We start from the raw sequence: 17,272 nt of genomic DNA on the forward strand, positions 1-17,272 counted from the left end.
GTGGTGGGGCCCGACCCCGCCGTTCCACACGCCGACGTTCGTGCTGACCCACCATTTGCGGTCGTCGATCGAGATGGAGGGAGGCACGACGTTCCACTTCATCGACGCTGCTCCGGCCGAGGCGCTGGAGATCGCGCGGGTCGCAGCCGACGGGCTGGACGTGCGGATCGGCGGTGGCCCGAGCATGGTGCGTGAGTTCCTCGCCGCGGACCTGGTGGATTTCATGCACATCGTGCAGGTGCCGATCTTGCTGGGCCGCGGCGTGTCGCTGTGGGCGGGGCTCGAGGGGCTTGACGAGCGCTACGACATCGAGTCGGTGGCCTCACCGAGCGGAGTCACGCACCTCACCTTCACGCGCAAACTCACCTCGTGAGACAGGCCGTCCCGTCGTGACACATCGGTGGCCAGGGCAACCGATGTGTCACGACGGGATCTGGGCGTGCCGAACGCGGTTACGCCCAGGCGCCCGACTCCGCCGCCGCGCGCTCGCGCCCGATCGTCGTGTCATCCCCGTGGCCGGTGTGCACCACGGTGTCGTCGGGTAACGCGAACAGTGCCTCACGAATGGACTTCTCGATCGTCGGCCGATCGCTGAAGCTGCGCCCCGTCGCACCGGGCCCACCGTTGAACAGCGTGTCGCCGGAGAACAGGGCACCCAGCGCGGGCACATACAGGCACACCGCTCCGGGCGCGTGACCCGGCGTGTGGATGACCCGCACGGTGGCCCCCGCGATCTGCATTTCCTGCCCATCGGCCAGGTCGTCGTCCCACCGCACCTCGTCGCCGTGGGTGAGCTTCCACAATGGAGCGTCGTCCGGGTGCAGGAGGATCGGCGCTCCGGTGCGTTCACGCAGCTCCGGCGCGACGCGCACGTGATCGTCGTGCGCGTGCGTGCACACGATCGCGGTCACCCGGCGCTCGCCGACCAGTGCCAGGATCGCGTCGGCATCATGCGGAGCGTCGATGACGATGACCTCCTGGTCGTCGCCGATGACCCAGACGTTGTTGTCGACGTCGAAGGTCTGCCCGTCGAGGCTGAACGTGCCCGCGACGACCGCGTGGTCGATGCGCGCGGCCATCAGAACACGACCACCGAACGCAGCACGTCTCCGGAGTGCATCCGCTCGAACGCGGCCTCGACGTCGCCCAGGCCGATCTCCTCGGTGACGAACGCGTCGAGGTCGAGACGGCCCTGGCGGTACAGGTCGACGAGCATGGGGAAGTCACGGTTGGGCAGGCAGTCGCCGTACCAGGACGACTTCAGCGCCCCACCGCGGCCGAACACGTCGCCCAGCGGGATCTCCGGAATCGTCATCTCCGGCGTCGGCACCCCGACGAGCACGACCGTGCCGGCCAGGTCGCGCGCGTAGAAGGCCTGCTTCCACGTCTCCGGTCGGCCGACCGCGTCGATGACGACGTCGGCACCCTCGGCGCCGCGGTGTCCGGCCGCGGCCGACGCGATGGCCTTGATGGCCTCCACGGGGTCGGTGTCACGCGAGTTGACGGTGTGGGTTGCGCCAAGTCGGAGCGCGGCGTCGAACTTCTTCTCGTCGACGTCGACGGCGATGATCGTGCCCGCTCCGGCCAGGGCGGCGCCGGTGATGGCGGCCACCCCCACCCCACCGCAGCCGATGACCGCGACAACGTCACCGCGCGAGACTCCGCCGGTGTTGATTGCGGCACCGATGCCGGCCATGACGCCGCACCCGAGCAGGCCCACCGCGGCCGGGCGCGCGGACGGGTCGACCTTGGTGCACTGGGTCGCGGCCACGAGCGTCTTCTCGGCGAACGCGCCGATGCCCAGCGCCGGGGTGAGCGGAGTCCCGTCCGCGAGGGTCATCTTCTGGGTCGCGTTCGCGGTGTTGAAGCAGTACTGCGGCTCGCCGCGGTCACATGCGCGGCAGTCGCCGCACACCGCGCGCCAGTTGAGCACGACGAAGTCACCCGGCGCGACCGTGGTGACGCCCTCGCCGACGGCCTCGACGATGCCGGAAGCCTCGTGCCCGAGCAGGAACGGGAACTCGTCGTTGATGCCGCCCTCGCGGTAGTGCACGTCGGTGTGGCACACCCCGCAGGCCTGCACCTTGACCAGGGCCTCGCCCGGGCCGGGGTCGGGCACCAGGATCGTCTCCAAACTCACGGGTGCGTTCTTCGCGGTGGCCACGACGGCCTTGACCTCGTGCATGTGCGCTCTCCTCGTCGTCGTGCGGGTCCGGCCGGGGAGACCGGAGTCCGAGTGTCGTTGAGCCTAGCCACCCGTCGAGTGATGGATTCGGGCCGCCTCAGGCGCGCCGAAGCGGCCCGTAACCATCACTCGACGGGCGGCCTACGATCGGGTGCCATGTCCCTGAGATTCGCGATCCTGACCGCCCTGGCCGAACGGGAGTCGACGGGGATCGAGCTCGCGCGCCGGTTCGACAAGTCGATCGGGTACTTCTGGACCGCCTCACACCAGCAGATCTACCGCGAACTGGATCGGCTCTCGGTCGACGGGCTGGCCGAGGCCACGGTCCTCGACGGGCCCGTCAAGCGGGGGCAACCGCGCTCCTTCACGATCACCGACGCTGGCCTGGCCGCGCTGGCGGGGTGGGCGGCCGAGGGCGGTGACGGGGTGGTGGCCGCGCGCGACGCCGACCTGGTGCGGTTGCGCGCCGCGGCCGCCCTCGACGCTCCGGACATGGCGGTCGCCACGCTGCGCCGGCAGGTGAAGGTGCACGAGGAGCGACTGGCGGCCTACCTCGCCATCGAGGCGCGTGACTTCTCCGGCGGCGAGCTGAGCATGGCCGCGACGATCCAGCGGTCCATTCTCCGCTCCGGCATCGAGGCGGAGCGCTCGCGCATCGAATGGTGCCGGCAGACCCTGGCCACGCTGGGGGAGTCCGAGTGACGCGGCTCGCACCGATTGACCCAGCTCGGATGTTGCGCCCAGGCCACCGCGCTCCTATTCTGCAACTTGTTGCATAAACACCCTGCCACTCCTCACGAACAGGTACCCCCATGGCGCTCCCCGAGATCCTCCGCCGCCCGATGTCCATCCCGGTGGTGGCCTCGCCCATGTTCATCGCCTCCGGCCCCGAGCTCGTCATCGAGCAGTGCAAGGCCGGCGTCATCGGGTCGTTCCCGGCCCTGAATGCCCGCCCGGCCGACCTTCTCGACGAGTGGCTCACGCGCATCCAGCAGGAGCTCGCCGACCACACCGCAGCCAACCCCGACCGCCCGGCCGCGCCGTTCGCCGTCAACCAGATCGTGCACCGCTCCAACGACCGGCTCGACCACGACGTACAGGCCTGCGTCGACCACCAGGTGCCGATCGTCATCACCTCGCTCGGTGCCCGTGAGGACGTCTACGAGGCGATCCACTCCTACGGCGGCATCGTGCTGCACGACATCATCAACAACGAGTTCGCGCACAAGGCGATCGACAAGGGTGCCGACGGTCTGATCGCCGTGGCCTCGGGCGCTGGTGGTCACGCCGGCACGACGTCGCCCTTCGCGCTGCTGCGTGAGATCCGTCAGTGGTTCGACGGGCCGTTGCTGCTGTCCGGCTCGCTCGGGCACGGAGCATCGATCCTCGCCGCGCAGGTCGCCGGCGCCGACCTCGCCTACGTCGGATCGGCGTTCCTCTCGGTGCACGAGGCCAACACCCCCGACGACTACAAGCAGATGATCGTCGACTCCACGTCGCAGGACATCGTCTACAGCAACCTCTTCACCGGCGTGCACGGCAACTACCTGCGCGGGAGCATCGTGGCGGCCGGCATGGACCCGGACAACCTCCCCGAGTCCGACCCGTCGGCGATGAACTTCGGCTCCGGCGGCAACCAGAAGTCGAAGGCGTGGAAGGACATCTGGGGCGCCGGTCAGGGCCTGGCGACGCTGACGAAGCGGCAGTCCGTGGCCGACCTCGTGGCGCAGCTGCGCCACGAGTACGAGGCGGCGCTGACGTCGACGCCGATCTTCGACGGCACGGAGCTCCGCCCCCTGCGCGGCTGACCCCACCCCGCCCCACCACGCCGAGTGGTCAATCCTTGCGACGTAAGCGCGCGTTATGTCGCAACCTTTGACCACTCGGCGTGCGGGGTCGACCGATGGGCGGAGCGCGGTGGGGCCGGGTCAGGCGGGGCCGGCGAGGTAGTCCTGCGCCTCGAGCCACAGCGTGTCGCTCAGCGCCCCGGTCAACCGGAACTGCCCCGACGGGCGGCCCCGCGTCGTCGACCCGAACTGGTACACCCGCGCCAGGGAGTACGCGTCCCCGGCCTCCTGGGAGAACTCCACCTCGTTGCGCGAGACGTGGAACGGCAGCTCCTTGGCGAACCGGGTCGTCTTGACCTCGATGTAGCGCTCCGCCTCGGTCGTCGCGTCGAACGACAGCACGTCGTAACCGAGCCCGTCCCCGTCGACCACCGAGACGTGCCGCACCGCTTCGGCCAGGTCAGCCCGCCCCGCGGCAGCCAGCGCCCGCCGCTCGAAGTCGACGATGGCCAGCTCGCCGGCCAGCCCGAGCGACCGGTTCGCTGCCTCACGGGCGGCGAAATCGACATGTCGCCCCACCCGGCGGCGGCTGCGCATCGGGGGCTCCACGACAGGGGTCACCGCGATCGCGTCCAACGGGCGGTGGAAGTCGACGGCCACGGGAGCCTCGGCGGCCCGCAACATGTCCTGGCGCAGGTCGGCGTCGTTCTCGTAGCGCTGCGTGACGCGCTCACGCAGCAACTGCTGAACGTTGCGGCGCGGCTTGTACCCGGGGATCCAGAAGGCGCCCAGCTCGTCGAGCACCGCCGACACGTTCTGGAACTTGAACTCCAACGACCCGTCGGAGCGGTGGACGTCCGTGGTCAGGCCGCGACGAAACTCCGTCTTGGAGTAGTCCTCGTGCGCCAGTTCGAGGCCGAGCATGGCGAAGTAGGCGTCGACCACCCGATCGACCTCGCGCACGCTCCACGGCTCAGCCACACGGTCCTCCTTCACGTGTGGCCAGGCTACCGACCCCACCCCGCCCCCACCCCCGCCGAGGGGACAAAGCCTGTGGGCTAACGCCGAGTTGTCCCGCCACGGTTGTCCCCTCGGTGAGTGGTCACATTTTGCGACGTAACGTCCGGTTACGTCGCAAGGTTTGACCAGTCAGCGAAGGGGCGGAGCGCCGTCCGGCCCGGCCGACCTGAGGTGCAGACGGTAGGTTGACACCACCATGTCCGATGTCGTGCTGAACGTGTTCCTGATCCTGCTGTTCATCCTCATTGGCGGCGTCTTCGCCGCCAGCGAGATGGCGCTGGTCTCGTTGCGCGAATCCCAGCTGGCCGATCTCGACAGACGCGGCGGACGAGGCTCCGTCGTCGCGCGCCTCGCCCGGGACTCCAACCGCTTCCTCTCCGCGGTCCAGGTGGGCGTCACGCTGGCCGGGTTCTTCTCCGCCTCCTACGGCGCCGCGACGATCACCCCTGCGCTCACTCCGATGCTCGAGAGCTGGGGGCTTTCGTCGGGCACGGCCTACACGGTCGCGTTCATCACCATCACGCTCGTCATCTCCTACCTCTCCCTGGTGCTCGGCGAACTCGTCCCCAAGCGCCTGGCCCTGCAGCGCTCCGAGGCGTTGGCCATGCTCGTCGCCGTGCCGCTCGATCGCCTGGCCTCGCTGCTCAAACCGGTGATCTGGCTGCTGTCGGCCTCGACGAACATCGTCGTCCGGATCCTCGGCGGCGACCCGCAGACCAGCCGCGAGGAGATCTCCGAAGAAGAACTGCGCCTCCTGCTCTCGCAACACGAGGGCCTGACCACCGAGGAGCGCGGCATTGTCACCGAGGTCCTCGACGTCGGCGAACGCGCGGTCGACGAAGTCATGCTGCCGCGCACCGAGATCGCCAGCCTGCCGCAGTCGATGACCGTCGCCGAGGCCGTGCAGGAGGTCAAGGACGGGCATTTCTCCCGCTACCCGGTCACCGGCGAGTCCATCGACGACATCCTCGGCTTCGTCCACGTGCGTGACCTCTTCGACCCGGATCTCGTCGGTCAGCCCACCTTGGTCGGTGACCTGGCGCGCGAGATGCCGGTGTTTCCCGCCTCGGTCAAGGTGCTCTCGGCGATGACCCGCATGCGCAAGGCTGGCGCGCACCTGGCGCTCGTCGTCGACGAGTACGGCGGCACGGCCGGCATCGTCTCGCTCGAGGACATCATCGAGGAGTTCGTCGGCGAGATCCACGACGAGTACGACGAGGTCCACGCACCGGCCGATCTGCCGCCGGGCGTCATCGAACTCGACGGGCTGCTCAACACCGATGAGGTGCCCGAACAGGTGCCCGGGCTCGACCTGCCCGAAGGCGACTACGACACCCTTGGCGGCTGGTTCATGGCCACGTTGGGTCGGGTCCCGAAGGTCGGTGACACCCTGCCGGTCGGCCGATTCGACCTGCGCGTCTTCGAGATGGACGGTCGCCGGGTGGCCCGCGTTGCCGTCCGCGAGCGCGAACCCGCGACCGATGTCACCGATGACGACCACAACTCCAACGACACCCCGCCCCACGAGACTCCGGAGACCTCATGAGCACCGACATCAGCCTCGTCGACCCGCCCGTCGGCGCCGAGGTGATCCGCCTCCAGGGCGTGACGAAGTCGTTCGGCAAGGTGCCCGTGCTCAAGGGCATCGACCTGACCATCCACCGCGGTGAGGTCGTCGCAGTGCTCGGGTCGTCGGGATCTGGCAAGTCGACGCTGATCCGCACGATCAACCGCCTCGTCGCCCCGGATGGCGGCACGCTCACGATCGCGGGACAACCCCAGCCGACCGACACCCATGGCCTGTCGACGCTGCGCCGCCTGGTCGGCATGGTCTTCCAGCAGTTCAACCTCTTCCCGCAGTACACGGTGCTCGAGAACATCACGCTCGCGCCGATGAAGGTGTTGGGCCTGCCGGCGGCCGAGGCGGAGTCCCGTGCGCGGGCCCTGCTCGACCGGGTCGGGTTGGCTGATCACGCGGACAAGGCGACCGATCAGCTCTCCGGCGGGCAGCAGCAACGCGTGGCGATTGCGCGTGCGCTCGCGATGGAACCCAAGGCGATCCTCTTCGACGAGCCCACCTCGGCACTGGACCCCGAGATGGTCGGCGAGGTGCTCGAGGTGATGCGCGACCTGGCGCGCGAGGGCATGACCATGGTCGTCGTCACCCACGAGATGGGCTTCGCGCGCGAGGTCGCCCACCGGGTGATCTTCCTCGACGATGGCGTCGTGCTCGAGGACACCACGCCCGAGGAGTTCTTCACCCACCCCCGCACCGACCGGGCGCGGACCTTCCTCAGCCGGGTCCTCGGCGAGCACGCGTAGGCTGGCGCGCGTGAGCGAGGAACGGGCGACCGCGGCGTTGGCCACGAGCGGGTTGGACTACACGATCACGCGCCACGGGCGGGTGGCGAGCCTGGCCGAAGCGGCGGAGCGCCGTGGGGTTGAGCCGCGCGACATCGTCAAGACCCTCGTCGTACGCCGCAGCGACGACGACTACCTCTTCGTCCTCGTGCCCGGCGACCGCCAGATCTCCTGGCCCAAACTGCGCTCCCTGCTCGGCGTGAGCCGCCTGTCGATGCCCGACGCCGCCGTCGCCAAGGACGCCACCGGTTACGAGCGCGGCACCATCACCCCGTTCGGGTCGACGACGGCCTGGCCGGTCCTCGCCGACGCCTCCCTGCACGGCGATCCGGAGCGTCGTATCTCACTGGGCGCGGGCGCGCACGGGGTCGCGGTGACGGTCCAGGCCGAAGCGGCGATCGCCTACTTGGGCGCCCAGGTCGCCGATGTCACCGACCTCATGGACGGCGAAGCCACCCCGGGCTGAGCACAGTGGGCCGCTGTGCCCATGCGAAGTCGCCCGAGCGCTGCTACGTTCGGCCGCATGCGCGCCCACGCCCGGCCACATTCATCGTCGTCTGCGTCCGTTCGCCACCGCCAGCGCACGACCCTGTGGTCGGCCATCGCCGCGATCGTCGCCCTGATCCTCACCTCGAGCCTGGCGGCTGTGCCCGCCGGCGCCGAGCCCGCCAGCGCTCGGGCCGCGGACACCGAGATCCAACGCGCCACGATGACCGCGGTGTCGTCGAACAACGCTCCGAGCGCGCAGCAGCGACTGACCAAGGTCGTGCTCACCCGCGACCGGAGTGCCCGCAAACTCAAGGCCACCGCGACGTTCGCGGCGTCCCCGACGGCAAGCACCAACTCCTACGTCGCCGTCGTCGTCGGCAGGTGGAACGGTGACACCTGCGAGATGGGCGCGCACCTGCTGGGCGCGGCCGCCACCAATGAGGCCGCGGGTGGCCTGACCAACCCCGACGCCGACCTGGCCGTCACCCGCAGCCGCAGTGGCGCGTCGATCACGCTGACGTCCGCGGCGCACAGTCGCATCGGCACGGAGCCGTGGAACTGCGCCTATGCCTTCAACGCCGAGCCGGGGAACTACGCGAACCCGTACACGGAGTTCTACGGCCAGGACCTCGCCGTCCCGGTGGCCCCGAAACTGAGCGTGTCGCTCGGCGCTCCGCTGCAGGGTGACTACAAGGGCACGTACACCAAGGTCAAGGTCGTCGTGCGCAACACCGGCAAGGGCGAGGCCACCAACGTCCGCGTGCGACTCTCCGGCACCGGGCTGAAGATGCTGTCGACGTCGACAACCCTGGGCACGATCCGGCCCGGCTACGGCACATCCCACACCTTCAAGGTCCGGGTCTCCTCCGGCACGAAGCGCACGCTCAAGGCGACGGCGACCGCGAGCGGCGGCCACTCCGCCTCCGGCACGACGGCCATGGTCGTCAAGCCGCGGCCGACGAAGTACACCTCGCTCACGGGGCGGTACTTCTGGGGCTTCCGGCCCGACGCGCAGAAGTACAACGTCGGGTGGATGACGCGGGCGGTGTGGTTCGTCAACTCCAGGTACGCCTACGTCGACTTCGCGAAGAACGGCGTCAAGCCGAGCTGCACCCGCACGACGGCGAAGTGCAAGCGCTACACGTACAACGCTCGGACCGGCGTCGCGACGATCGCGGGGCAGAAGGTCACGATCAACACCGAGGGGTTCACGTACAAGGTCCCCGGCGACCCGGCCGCCTCGTACTTCGACCCCACGTACCTGCCGAAGAAGGGCGCCCTCCTGTCGACCTTCCTGTTGCACCGCACGTCGTACGGCAACTGCCTGATCATGTGCTCGTCGTCCATCGACCGGGTGCAGTTCGGCCGCAACGGTCGCTTCGTCTACTCGCGGGTGGCCCTCGGCAGTTGGCCCGGCGTCGACACCAACTGGACGACCGTCCCACCGGACCAGCGCGGCACCTATCGCGTCATCAGCACGGGCCGGATCGAGTTGAAGTACGCCAACGGCACGGTCAAGCGCATGACCATCGGGTACATGCTCGACCTGCTGGGTCGGTCCTCGCCGACAAACGACGGCATCATGCTTGGCAAGACGAACTTCTACACCGACTGGGACTGAGAGGTCGTTATGGTTTACTCCCGCATTGCCGCCCTGATTCTCGCCTCAACGCTGGTGGCTGCGCCCGCCACCGCATCGGCCTCCGACTCGCAGTTCGAGCAGGTCGCTGCTTCGCTCGAGCCGGGCCAGCTCCAACCGGGCAGTCAGGGCCGGAGCGTCGAGCGCAGCGCGGTCGACGCTCCGGCCTCGGCCGCCGCGGCCACCGACATCCAGCAGGCGACGATCGCCGACCGGACCACGAACAACGCTCCGAGCGCGCAGCAGCGACTCACCAAGGTCGTGGTCACGCGCGACCGGGCCAAGCGCACCCTCACAGCCCAGGCAACGTTCGCGGCCTCGCCCACGACGAGCGCGAACTCCCTCGTCGTCGTGGCCGCCGGCGCGTGGAACGGCAACACGTGCGAGACGAGGGCGCTGATGATCGGTGCGGCGGCGACGGCCGACGCCGCCGGCTCGTTGATCGACCCCGACCTCGACCTGGCCGTCGCCCGCACCCGCAGCGGCGCCACGGTCACGCTGACCTCCGCCGCGCACACCCGCATCGGCACCGAGGCGTGGAATTGCGCCTACGCCTACAACACCGCTCCCACCGACATCAACTCGACCTACACCGGTTTCTACGCCGAGGACCTCGCCGTGCCGAAGGTGCCGAAGCTGGCCACCTCGCTCGGCGCGCCGCTGCAGGGTGACTACAAGGGCACGTACAGCAAGGTCCGGGTCACCGTGCGCAACCGTGGCAAGGGCGACGCGACCAACGTGCGCGTGCGACTGTCCGGTAGCGGCCTGAAGATGCTGTCGACGTCGAAGTCCCTCGGCACGATCGAACCGAACCGCAGCGCCAGCCACGTCTTCAAGGTCCGCGTCGCCTCGGGATCGAAGCGCACGCTCACGGCGAAGGCCACCGCGACCGGGGGATACGCCCACTCCGCCACAACCACGATGGTCATCAAGCCCCGGCCGAAGAAGTACGCCTCGCTGACGGGGCGCTACTTCTGGGGATTCCGGCCCGACTCGGCCCTCTACAACGTCGGCTGGATGACCCGCGCGGTGTGGTTCGTCAACTCCACATACGCCTACGTCGACTTCGCCAAGAACGGCGTCAAGCCCACGTGCACGCGCACCACGACAAAGTGCAAGCGATACACCTACAACGCCCGCACCGGCGTCGCGACCATCGCCGGGCAGCGGGTGACGATCAACACCGAGGGCTTCACATACAAGGTCCCCGGCGACCCGACGTCCTCGTACTTCGACCCGCTGTACCTGCCGAAGAAGGGCGCGCGTGTTGCGACGTACCTGACCCACAAGACGTACCACGGCAACTGCATCCTCAGTTGCACGGCCTTCACCGACCGCATCGAGCTCGGCACGAACGGCCGCTTCGTCAAGTCGAGCGTGGCCCTGGGCAGTTGGCCGGGCATCGGTGGCAGCTGGGGGTCCATCCCGCCGGACAAGCGCGGTACCTACCGGATCATCAGCACCGGTCGCATCGAGCTGAAGTACGCCACTGGCACAAAACAACGCCGGACGATCGGGTACATGCTCGATCTCCTCGGGCGCTCCTCACCCAAGAACGACGGCATCATGCTCGGCAACACGAACTACTACCGGGAGTGGAACTGACCTCGGCTACGCGGTCAACGCCCACCCGAGGCTGACCGCGCCCAACCCGAGCCCCAGCGTCGCCGCGAGATTGGCCGCGACGGCCGCCCAACGACGCTCCCGCAGGTCCTGCCACAGTTCGAGCGCGAGGGTCGAGAACGTCGTGAACGCCCCGCAGAACCCGACGCCGACGAGCGCGACCAGCCACGGCGACGGCCGCGCCCCGGCGACGAGCCCGAGCACGAACGCGCCGACGACGTTGACGACGAGGGTCCCCGCGGAGGGCCGCCCGCCCCAGCCCGTCACCAGATGCACGGTGAGGTAGCGCGCGGGGGCCCCGATCGCCGCTCCGGCCGCGACACACACCGCCAAAACCCCAGTCACGTGACGACCTCATCGTCCGGCGCGTCCGGCCACCATCGGGTGCCGGCGGCTTCGCCGAGACCACACGCGGCGACGCCGAGCACGAACGTCACGACCACATACGCGATCGCGACCGGAGCGTCGCTCGCCCGGGTCAACGTGTGCACGTCGAGGGCGAGGGCCGAGAACGTCGTCCAGCCGCCGAGCACCCCGGTGGCGAGCACCGGCCGCACGAACGGGTGCGCTCCCGGGCGCACGGCCAGCCAGGCGACAAGCAGACCCATCGCGAACGCGCCGGTGACGTTGACCGCGAACGTGCCCCACGGCGCTCCGTCATGGGCATTCGGCAGCCACGCCGACACACCCCATCGCCCGAGCGCCCCGACCACCCCGCCCGCGGCGATCCCGGCCAGCAGCCGCGGGTCGTGGGGGCGGGCCGTCACGACCGGTAGGTCTCGAGGAAGTCCGCGATGCGTTCGATGGCCTCGGTGAGGATCTCCTCGTCCGGTAGCGCCACGACGCGGAAGTGGTCCGGCTCGAACCAGTTGAACCCGGTGCCGTGCGTGACGAGGATCCGCTTGGCCCGCAGCATCTCGATGACGAACGCCTCGTCGTCCTCGATCGGGTACACCTCGGGGTCGAGGCGGGGGAAGCAGTACAGCGCGCCCTGCGGCTCGACACAGCTCACGCCAGGGATGTCGTTGAGGAGCTTCGAGGCGAGCTTGACCTGGTCGTAGTAGCGCCCGCCGGGGACGATGAGTTCCTCGATCGACTGGTACCCACCCAGCGCCGTCTGGATCGCGTGCTGCGCCGGCACGTTCGCACACATGCGCATGTTCGACAGGAGCGTCAGCCCCTCGAGGTAGTCCGCGGCGAGTTCCTTCGGCCCGGAGATCATCACCCACCCGGCGCGGTAACCGCAGGCGCGATAGGCCTTCGACAGGCCCGAGAACGTCAGACACAGCACGTCGTCGGCGGCGAACGTCGCCATGTGGTGGTGCACCGCGCCGTCGTAGAGGATCTTCTCGTAGATCTCGTCGGCGAAGATCACCAGGTCATGACGCCGGGCGATGTCGACCAGGCCCTTGACGACGGCCTCGCTGTACACCGCTCCGGTGGGGTTGTTCGGGTTGATGACGACCAGGGCGTGCGTATTCTCGGTGATCTTCGATTCGATGTCGGCCAGGTCCGGGTTCCAGCCGTTCTCCTCGTCGCAGCGGTAATGCACCGGGGTGCCGCCGGACAGGGAGACCGCGCCGGTCCACAGTGGGTAGTCCGGCGCCGGCACGAGGATCTCGTTGCCGTCGTCGACGAACGCCTGCAGGGTCATGGTGATGAGTTCGGAGACCCCGTTGCCGATGAACACGTCGTCGACCGTGGTGTCCTTGAGCCCGCGGGACTGGTAGAACTGCGCGACGGCGGTGCGGGCGGGGTAGATGCCCTTGGAGTCGCTGTAGCCCTGGGAGTCCTTGAGATGCGCCACCATGCTGGCCACCATCGACTCGGGTGCCTCGAAACCGAACGGAGCGGTGTTGCCGATGTTGAGCTTGAGGACCTTGTGCCCCTCGGCCTCGAGGCGCTGGGCCTCGGACAGGATCGGTCCACGAACGTCATAACGGACGTGCTGCAACTTCTTGCTCTGACGGATGCGACGCATACCCGCCATTGTCCACCCTGAAGGCGGAGTCCCCAGTCATCCCCAGCGACACGCCATCCGCCACTAGGGTGGTTCTGCAGGGTGACCGCCACCCCGTCCCCGACCTGAGAGTGCGCGATGTTTGGCATGAATGCGACCGAACTGCTCATCCTGCTAGTGGTGCTCGCCGTTCTGGTGGTCATCATCGCGGGGGCGCTCGTGGTCATCAGGCGCGGCACGGCACGCTCACGCGCCGAGGGTGAGGTCACCCTGCCTGCCGGGCGGCGCCCGGTCGACGGTGGGTGGTTGGCGCCCACGCCCGAGGCCGCGCCGACCACCGAACCGGAGGCGCGTTATGGGTCGCGGCGCTCGGGCGTGCCGGTGATCGACGACCCGAGCGATGAGGAGACGCGCGTGCACCCGGTGGTCGGGTCGGTGCCGGAGGAGCGTGCGGCCGGGTCCGGCGCGGAGGTCGCGCCCGACGATGGGTCGGCCCCGGCGGAGGGACCGGGCCTGTGGGAGGCCGAGTCCGAGGCGATTGCCCACCTCACCGAGGAAGAGATGCGCGACGCCGTGCCCTTCGAGGAGGTGCGCGAGGACCAGTTGCACTTCGACCTCAACGGCGACCCCCACGTCGGCAGTTGGGCCGAGGCGATCAAGGTCGAACCGGCCACCGGTGGCGATGACCTGTTCCTCAGCCAGGCCGACCTCATCGACGAGTCGGTGGGCGACGAGACTCCGGTGAGTCACGACGCTCCGGTGAGTGAGAAGGCGGCGGTGAGTCACGACGCTCCGGCGAAGGACACCGCGCCCACGCCAGTGATCGGCCTGCGGGAGAACCGTGACATCCGGCTCGTCAAGGACGGCGGGTGGGGCGTCGGGTCGGCCGCGCCGATCGGGGCCGGCGAGTACCCGCTCGGCCACCCCGTGAAGGGGCAGATCGAGCACATGCGCTTCGTCTCGCCCACCGACCCCGGGTACCTCGATGCCCCCGTCGACGTGTGGTTCTACGACGAGGATGCCGCCCGGCGATCGGGTTTCCACCGCTTCGCCTGAGGCGACACTCCGTCTCACCCTGTGTCCTGTGTGTGAGATGCACGTCTCACACAACGGAACTCCGCTCCCTGCTTGGCTAGTGTGCCCCCCGGCGGCGACTGGCCGCGCACCCCCAAGGTAGGAGCGAAAAAGTGCGACTGGGAGTCCCCAGGGAGAGCAAGCCGGGCGAGACCCGTGTGGCTGCGACTCCCGCAACGGTCGAAAAACTGCGGGCACTGGGCTACGACGTCGTCGTGGAGTCCGGTGCCGGTGATCTGGCCACCTTCTCCGACGCGGCCTATGAGGCTGCCGGAGCGGTGATCTCCGACGCCGACGGCGTCTGGTCGAGTGACATCGTGGCCAAGGTCAATGCCCCGGACGAGACCGAGGTGGCTCGCATGCGCTCCGGTGCTGTGCTCGCCTCACTGATCTCCCCGGCGATCAACCCGGAACTCGTCGAGTCGCTGCGCGCCCACGGCGTGACCGCGATGGCCATGGACGCCGTGCCGCGCATCTCGCGGGCGCAGGCGCTCGACGTGCTGTCGTCGATGGCCAACATCTCGGGCTACCGCGCCGTCATCGAGGCCGCGCACGAGTACGGCGGTCTGTTCACCGGGCAGGTCACCGCGGCCGGCAAGGTCCCGCCGGCGCGGGTGTTCGTCGCCGGTGCGGGTGTGGCCGGTCTGGCCGCCATCGGTGCCGCCGGTAGCCTCGGCGCGATCGTGCACGCCTTCGACGTGCGCCCCGAGGTCGCCGAGCAGGTCGAGTCGATGGGGGCGGAGTTCCAGCACATCGACATGTCCGACCAGCAGGCCTCCTCCGACGGTTACGCCAAGGAGATGGGCGAGGAGTTCAACCGCCGCGCGGCCGTGATGTACGCCGAGCAGGCCAAGGATGCCGACATCATCATCACCACCGCCCTGATCCCGGGCCGGCCCGCGCCGCGCCTGATCACCGGTGAGATGGTTGCCACGATGAAGCCCGGTTCGGTCGTCGTCGACATGGCCGCGGCCAACGGCGGCAACGTCGAGGGCACCCTCGCCGACGCGGTGGTCACCACCGACAACGGCGTCAAGCTCATCGGGTACACCGACCTCGCCGGCCGTCTGCCCACGCAGGCCAGCCAGCTGTACGGCACGAACATCGTCAACCTCATGAAGCTCGTCACGCCGGGCAAGGACGGCCAGCTCGTCCTCGACTTCGACGACGAGGTGGTGCGCGGGATGACCGTCGCGCACGAGAACGAGACGCTGTGGCCCCCGCCGCCGGTCAAGGTCTCCGCCGCCCCGGCCGCGCCGGCGCCGGTGGCGGCTGCGCCCGTCGCCGCCGCTGAGCCGGAGAAGCCGGCCAACCCGAACCGTCGGATGTGGCAGATGGCGCTGGCCGCGGTGATCTTCCTGGCGATCGCCTCCGTCACGCCGGCGCCGTTCCTGGCGCACCTGACGGTGTTCATGCTCGCCGTGGTCATCGGGTACTACGTCATCGGCAATGTGCACCACGCGCTGCACACCCCGCTGATGTCGGTGACGAACGCCATCTCCGGGATCATCGTCGTCGGAGCGATGCTGCAGCTCACCTCCGACGACCCGGTCGTCCTTGCCCTGGCGTTCGCCGCAACCCTGCTGGCCAGCATCAACGTGTTCGGTGGCTTCACGGTCACCCACCGCATGCTCGCCATGTTCCGGAAGGCCTGATCCGATGACGACGCCCACCTACGTCACCGCCGCGTACCTGCTCGCGGCCCTGTTGTTCATCCTCGCGCTGGCCGGTCTGAGCAAGCACGAGACCGCCCGTCGCGGCAACGCGTTCGGCATCACCGGCATGACGATCGCGCTCTTGGCCACCGTCGGGCTCATGGTCGAGAACGCCCGAGCCGTCGGCGGTGGTAGCCGCCTGTGGACCGCCCTGGGTCTGCTCGTCGTCGCCATGGCGATCGGCGCGGCCATCGGTGTCTGGCGCGCTCGCAGCGTCGAAATGACCGGTATGCCCGAGCTCATCGCGCTGATGCACTCGTTCGTCGGTCTCGCCGCGGTGCTCGTCGGCTGGAACTCCTACCTCGAGCACCCGGGCCACGGCCTCGGTGACGCGTTGACCCGGATCCACAGTGGCGAGGTCATCATCGGCGTGTTCATCGGTGCGGTGACCTTCACCGGCTCGATCGTCGCCTACCTGAAGCTGTCGGCGAAGATGAAGTCGTCCCCGCTCATGCTGCCGGGTCGCCACTGGCTGAACCTGGCCGCGCTCCTCATCATCACCGGCCTGACGATCTGGTTCATCGCCGCTCCGGCCTTGTGGATGCTGGCCGTGGCGACCGTGGTCTCGTTGCTGCTCGGCTGGCACCTCGTGGCCAGCATCGGTGGTGGCGACATGCCCGTCGTCGTCTCCATGCTCAACTCCTACTCGGGTTGGGCGGCGGCCGCGGCCGGCTTCATGCTCGGCAACGACCTGCTCATCGTCACCGGCGCGCTCGTCGGCTCCTCGGGTGCGTACCTGAGCTACATCATGTGCAAGGCGATGAACCGCTCGTTCATCTCCGTGATCCTCGGTGGCTTCGGCTCCGACGGTCAGGTCACCGGTGAGGCCAAGGACTACGGCGACCACCGCGAGGTCACCGCCGACGGCGCCGCCGAGCTGCTCAAGGACGCCGACTCGGTCATCATCACGCCCGGCTACGGCATGGCCGTCGCGCAGGCGCAGTACCCGGTCGCCGAGCTGACGCGCAAGCTGCGTGAGGCCGGCAAGACCGTGCGCTTCGGTGTGCACCCGGTCGCCGGTCGCCTGCCCGGTCACATGAACGTGCTGCTGGCCGAGGCGAAGGTGCCCTACGACGTCGTGCTCGAGATGGACGAGATCAACGACGACTTCCCGGAGACCGACGTCGTGCTCGTCATCGGCGCGAACGACACGGTCAATCCGGCCGCGGAGGACCCGGGCAGCCCCATCGCGGGCATGCCGGTGCTCGAGGTGTGGAAGGCCAAGGATGTCGTCGTCTTCAAGCGGTCGATGGCCACGGGATACGCCGGCGTGCAGAACCCGCTGTTCTTCAACGAGAACACGCAGATGCTGTTCGGCGACGCCAAGGACCGCGTCGAGGACATCGTCAAGGCCCTCTGACGCACCCCCCCCTCGCGGTTCGAGGTATGACGCGGCGGATTCCCGCCGCGTCATACCTC

Annotated in this window: 17 protein-coding genes; 11 read left to right on the top strand and 6 right to left on the bottom strand. The window is 69.0% G+C overall.

Annotated elements, in window-relative coordinates:
* A partial coding sequence (locus KD1_RS06415; protein ID WP_174521100.1) for a dihydrofolate reductase family protein occupies positions 1-373 on the top strand: 373 nt, incomplete at its 5' end.
* Between the two features lie 79 nt (positions 374-452).
* Here KD1_RS06415 and KD1_RS06420 read toward each other — a convergent pair.
* Together KD1_RS06420 and KD1_RS06425 are read right to left on the bottom strand one after the other, a co-directional pair.
* Entirely contained in the window at positions 453-1,079 is a 627-nt protein-coding gene (locus KD1_RS06420) for an MBL fold metallo-hydrolase (protein ID WP_068399251.1), read from the bottom strand.
* Positions 1,079-2,185, bottom strand: a complete 1,107-nt coding sequence (locus tag KD1_RS06425) for an S-(hydroxymethyl)mycothiol dehydrogenase (protein ID WP_068399254.1) — start codon at positions 2,183-2,185, stop codon at positions 1,079-1,081. Before KD1_RS06425 ends, KD1_RS06420 begins: the two co-directional genes overlap by 1 nt.
* Positions 2,186-2,341: 156 nt before the next feature.
* On the opposite strand from KD1_RS06425, the gene KD1_RS06430 reads away from it, so the two are divergent.
* Together KD1_RS06430 and KD1_RS06435 are read left to right on the top strand one after the other, a co-directional pair.
* Entirely contained in the window at positions 2,342-2,887 is a 546-nt protein-coding gene (locus KD1_RS06430) for a PadR family transcriptional regulator (protein ID WP_068399257.1), read from the top strand.
* A 110-nt stretch (positions 2,888-2,997) separates the two neighbouring features.
* Entirely contained in the window at positions 2,998-3,993 is a 996-nt protein-coding gene (locus tag KD1_RS06435; RefSeq protein WP_068399259.1) for an NAD(P)H-dependent flavin oxidoreductase, read from the top strand.
* Between the two features lie 120 nt (positions 3,994-4,113).
* Here KD1_RS06435 and KD1_RS06440 read toward each other — a convergent pair whose 3' ends face one another.
* Positions 4,114-4,968, bottom strand: coding sequence for a protein NO VEIN domain-containing protein (locus KD1_RS06440; protein ID WP_157073209.1), 855 nt, complete (start codon positions 4,966-4,968; stop codon positions 4,114-4,116).
* 220 nt (positions 4,969-5,188) lie between these two features.
* Between KD1_RS06440 and KD1_RS06445 the strand changes: the two genes are divergently transcribed.
* Genes KD1_RS06445 through KD1_RS06465 form a run of 5 tightly spaced genes read left to right on the top strand, consistent with a single transcriptional unit; the run spans position 5,189 to position 11,086 of the window.
* Positions 5,189-6,538 (top strand): hemolysin family protein, encoded by a 1,350-nt coding sequence (locus KD1_RS06445; protein ID WP_083542189.1) that lies wholly within the window; start codon positions 5,189-5,191, stop codon positions 6,536-6,538.
* Positions 6,535-7,314: an amino acid ABC transporter ATP-binding protein gene (locus KD1_RS06450; protein ID WP_068399262.1), complete on the top strand. Its 780-nt coding sequence runs from the start codon at positions 6,535-6,537 to the stop codon at positions 7,312-7,314. The genes KD1_RS06445 and KD1_RS06450 overlap by 4 nt, the downstream gene beginning before the upstream one ends.
* Positions 7,315-7,324: 10 nt before the next feature.
* Positions 7,325-7,819, top strand: a complete 495-nt coding sequence (locus KD1_RS06455; protein ID WP_068399263.1) for an aminoacyl-tRNA deacylase — start codon at positions 7,325-7,327, stop codon at positions 7,817-7,819.
* 57 nt (positions 7,820-7,876) lie between these two features.
* Positions 7,877-9,463 carry a COG1361 family protein gene (locus tag KD1_RS06460; RefSeq protein WP_068399266.1) on the top strand — a complete coding sequence of 529 codons (1,587 nt, stop codon included), beginning with the start codon at positions 7,877-7,879 and terminating at the stop codon, positions 9,461-9,463.
* A gap of 54 nt (positions 9,464-9,517) precedes the next feature.
* Positions 9,518-11,086: a CARDB domain-containing protein gene (locus KD1_RS06465; protein ID WP_157073210.1), complete on the top strand. Its 1,569-nt coding sequence runs from the start codon at positions 9,518-9,520 to the stop codon at positions 11,084-11,086.
* A gap of 6 nt (positions 11,087-11,092) precedes the next feature.
* Here the strand turns inward: KD1_RS06465 and KD1_RS06470 are convergent, their stop codons facing one another.
* The 3 genes from KD1_RS06470 to KD1_RS06480 are packed head-to-tail and all read right to left on the bottom strand — an operon-like array spanning position 11,093 to position 13,085.
* Entirely contained in the window at positions 11,093-11,449 is a 357-nt protein-coding gene (locus KD1_RS06470) for a fluoride efflux transporter FluC (RefSeq protein ID WP_068399273.1), read from the bottom strand.
* Positions 11,446-11,871 carry a fluoride efflux transporter CrcB gene (gene crcB, locus KD1_RS06475; protein ID WP_068399276.1) on the bottom strand — a complete coding sequence of 142 codons (426 nt, stop codon included), beginning with the start codon at positions 11,869-11,871 and terminating at the stop codon, positions 11,446-11,448. The genes KD1_RS06470 and crcB overlap by 4 nt, the downstream gene beginning before the upstream one ends.
* Positions 11,868-13,085, bottom strand: coding sequence for a pyridoxal phosphate-dependent aminotransferase (locus tag KD1_RS06480; protein ID WP_068399289.1), 1,218 nt, complete (start codon positions 13,083-13,085; stop codon positions 11,868-11,870). The genes crcB and KD1_RS06480 overlap by 4 nt, the downstream gene beginning before the upstream one ends.
* 126 nt (positions 13,086-13,211) lie before the next feature.
* Here KD1_RS06480 and KD1_RS06485 point away from each other — a divergent pair, with 126 nt between their 5' ends.
* From KD1_RS06485 to pntB, 3 genes are all read left to right on the top strand, one after another.
* Positions 13,212-14,120, top strand: coding sequence for a sunset domain-containing protein (locus tag KD1_RS06485; RefSeq protein ID WP_068399279.1), 909 nt, complete (start codon positions 13,212-13,214; stop codon positions 14,118-14,120).
* Between the two features lie 131 nt (positions 14,121-14,251).
* The gene (locus KD1_RS06490) at positions 14,252-15,793 is read left to right on the top strand and encodes a Re/Si-specific NAD(P)(+) transhydrogenase subunit alpha (protein ID WP_068399283.1); all 1,542 of its coding nucleotides are present in this window, start codon (positions 14,252-14,254) and stop codon (positions 15,791-15,793) included.
* A gap of 4 nt (positions 15,794-15,797) precedes the next feature.
* The gene (gene pntB, locus KD1_RS06495) at positions 15,798-17,213 is read left to right on the top strand and encodes a Re/Si-specific NAD(P)(+) transhydrogenase subunit beta (protein ID WP_068399286.1); all 1,416 of its coding nucleotides are present in this window, start codon (positions 15,798-15,800) and stop codon (positions 17,211-17,213) included.
* Positions 17,214-17,272: the final 59 nt, after the last annotated feature.

The organism is Kribbia dieselivorans NBRC 106261, from assembly GCF_001552435.1.
Lineage (GTDB): Bacteria > Actinomycetota > Actinomycetes > Actinomycetales > Dermatophilaceae > Kribbia > Kribbia dieselivorans.

Bases quoted from the DNA above. Each gene is read 5' to 3' on its own strand.
- KD1_RS06420 (WP_068399251.1), bottom strand. From the start codon at position 1,079: ATGGCCGCGCGCATCGACCACGCGGTCGTCGCGGGCACGTTCAGCCTC.
- pntB (WP_068399286.1), top strand. From the start codon at position 15,798: ATGACGACGCCCACCTACGTCACCGCCGCGTACCTGCTCGCGGCCCTG.
- KD1_RS06450 (WP_068399262.1), top strand. From the start codon at position 6,535: ATGAGCACCGACATCAGCCTCGTCGACCCGCCCGTCGGCGCCGAGGTG.
- KD1_RS06480 (WP_068399289.1), bottom strand. From the start codon at position 13,085: ATGCGTCGCATCCGTCAGAGCAAGAAGTTGCAGCACGTCCGTTATGAC.
- KD1_RS06430 (WP_068399257.1), top strand. From the start codon at position 2,342: ATGTCCCTGAGATTCGCGATCCTGACCGCCCTGGCCGAACGGGAGTCG.
- KD1_RS06435 (WP_068399259.1), top strand. From the start codon at position 2,998: ATGGCGCTCCCCGAGATCCTCCGCCGCCCGATGTCCATCCCGGTGGTG.
- KD1_RS06460 (WP_068399266.1), top strand. From the start codon at position 7,877: ATGCGCGCCCACGCCCGGCCACATTCATCGTCGTCTGCGTCCGTTCGC.
- KD1_RS06425 (WP_068399254.1), bottom strand. From the start codon at position 2,185: ATGCACGAGGTCAAGGCCGTCGTGGCCACCGCGAAGAACGCACCCGTG.
- KD1_RS06445 (WP_083542189.1), top strand. From the start codon at position 5,189: ATGTCCGATGTCGTGCTGAACGTGTTCCTGATCCTGCTGTTCATCCTC.
- KD1_RS06485 (WP_068399279.1), top strand. From the start codon at position 13,212: ATGAATGCGACCGAACTGCTCATCCTGCTAGTGGTGCTCGCCGTTCTG.